Source organism: Methanomethylovorans sp., assembly GCF_050177135.1.
Taxonomy (GTDB): domain Archaea; phylum Halobacteriota; class Methanosarcinia; order Methanosarcinales; family Methanosarcinaceae; genus Methanomethylovorans.
Window position 1 is genome coordinate 1 of sequence record NZ_JBFXHJ010000222.1, and the last position, 2660, is coordinate 2660.

Annotated in this window: 2 protein-coding genes; both read left to right on the forward strand. The window is 37.6% G+C overall.

The annotated features are described in order from the left end of the window. Window positions 1-255 precede the first annotated feature (255 nt). Window positions 256-1623, forward strand: a complete 1368-nt coding sequence (locus tag AB7U21_RS11760; RefSeq protein WP_428389269.1) for an RNA-binding domain-containing protein — start codon at window positions 256-258, stop codon at window positions 1621-1623. A gap of 647 nt (window positions 1624-2270) precedes the next feature. Then, a partial coding sequence (locus tag AB7U21_RS11765; protein ID WP_428389271.1) for a sugar transferase occupies window positions 2271-2660 on the forward strand: 390 nt, incomplete at its 3' end.

Genomic DNA, 2660 nt, shown 5'->3' on the forward strand with positions numbered 1-2660 from the left:
AAATGGGGAAGTTCCTTATTTGTAGCCGCCAGATTGGGTGTATAATACGACGTGAGTATCCTGAAAGACCAAAACCACAAGATGTAGCATAAGAGATGTCAAGAATTAAGTTTGTTATGCAAGATTTAGATCCAGGCAACTACTTGAATAATTCGATGAGTTGGATTTTTGAGAATGAGTTATAATAAACATAGCAATTGCAGTGTAAAGAAATGTTCATGGGAACCTGAGAAACACCCAGAAAGGAGGCGCCAAATGAGTTTGCAAAAATCGATACAAAATGGTGAAGGTAAGACTATAGAGTTTAAAGTCGAACTGCCAAATAGCAATACGTTAGCAAAAACAATCATTGCGTTTTCCAATACTGGTGGTGGCAAGCTTATTATTGGTGTTAACGATCAAGGGGAAATCATTGGACTTGAACACGATGTCAATATTTTTGAACTGAAGGATAAAGTGGCTTCAATCATTTATGAAACATGTTATCCAACTGTTCTTCCCGATATCTATACGACAACGATTGATGACCATTTATTGCTGATCATTGAAGTCTATCGAGGCAATCTTCTACCATACTACCTGAAAAGCAAGGGAAAGAGCGAAGGCGTTTACATTAGAGTAGGGGCAACGAATCGCAAGGCAAGTTATGAAAATATTCTTGAGCTGGAAAGACAGCGAATGAACATCAGCTTTGACCAGGAAGCAAATAGAGAGGTGGATCTTGATTCTTTAGATATTACTACATTAAAAGGTAGGTTCGCTCGGGCTGGAAAAGTGTTAGACCAAGCGGTGATGAAAAATTTTAAATTGGTTATCGAAGACAATAATACACTCTATCCATCCAATGGATTATTGATTTTACTTGGGAAACTCGAACATGTTAGGATGAAATGCAGCAGGTTCAAAGGTACTTCTATGGATGTTTTCTTGGATCGAAAAGAGTATGAGGGTGACCTTTTTTCACAACTTGAGGATGCTGAAAATTTTATTAAAAATCACATCAAACTTAGTAGCGAAATCAAAGGCTTGCAAAGAGAAGACCAATATGAAATTCCATTAGAAGCCATTAGAGAAAGCCTAGTCAATGCTGTTGTTCATAGAGATTATTCGAATGGCGGCAGGGATATAAAGATTGGCATTTATGATGATATAGTTAATGTTGTGTCTCCGGGTGGGTTTCCTAGTACTATCACTCAAGAGGATATTCTGGAAGGACGCTCTGAAATTCGGAACAAAGTAATTGCCAGGGTTTTTAAAGAACTAAACTATATCGAACAGTGGGGCAGCGGCATCCGCAGAATTAAATCGAGCTGTCAAGATAGAGGCTTGAAAGAACCAGAGATTTTGGAGAAAGGTGACTTTGTGGATGTGAGCTTGTATCGGGAAGTTGCATTGAAAAAAGTGACGACTTTTAAAGAAAATAGCTACACCAATCACCAAAGATACATAATTAATTATCTTAGTGAAAATGAAAATAGGATTTCGACAAAAGAAGCATCTAACATTTTGGGGATATCAGATCGTGCAACAAGAACGGTTTTAAGCTCAATGGTTGAAATGAACATATTAATTAGAGTTGATAAAGGACCTCAGACACATTATAAGTTAATGGATAAAGATTAGCCTACCCGGAAAAAGGCTTCCGCATAACTTCCGGGTAGCTTCCGCATAACTTCCGAGTAATCTTTAGATAGTTGTATGGATCTAATTAAACACAGATTCGCCACGCACTGCGTGACCAATTCATCGCTGGAGTTTGGGCATAATTTGCCTATACTGAAATTGTGGAGCTAAGATTTTGCAACAACTATTAGGGAATACCTAAGAATTCAACGTACTTCGGAAAACAAATTACTGTGATGCTAATCCCATCGAATTCGAGAGGGTTAGAAATCAAACTATCAAGTAATCCTTGATAGTTTAAGACGGCAGTATGATGTAAGGTTACAAATAATGGAAAGCACATATATTGTGGGGAACGAGTGTTCAAATACCATATGTTGCATAAATTTATCCTTTCAGCATAATCATGTGCGACGTGAGTATGGTGAAAGGATAAAGAGGCTGTAACGCTGTGATATCAAGGGTTTCAGCATAACCATCAAGTGTACTAATGTTACAGAAGCATTACACGTCTAAGCATTCAATCACGAGACGAAACTATGTAAGATATAGTACTAAATTAAGCACCACATACTACATATAGAGAAGAAAACAAGGTGCTCCAAAGCACCACAAACACACATTCACATAGAGCAGGAGGAACTAACATGGTTTACTTAAAAATCAAAAGATTAATAGATATCATACTTTCAGGCATAGGACTTATCATATTATCTCCTGTTTTTTTAGGACTCATTATAGCGATCAAGCTTGACTCCCCTGGACCTGTTCTCTTTAAACAGAAGAGAGTTGGGATCCATAAGAGTCATTTTCATATATTGAAGTTTAGAACTATGAGAATTGATACACCAAAGGACACGCCAACACATCTACTGGAGAATCCTGATCAGTGGATTACTAAGGTAGGTAAGTTCTTACGCAGAACATCTCTAGACGAGCTACCTCAAATTATCAATATTTTTAAGGGTGAGATGAGTATCATCGGTCCAAGACCAGCTCTATGGAATCAGTATGACTTGATTGAAGAAAGAGACAAG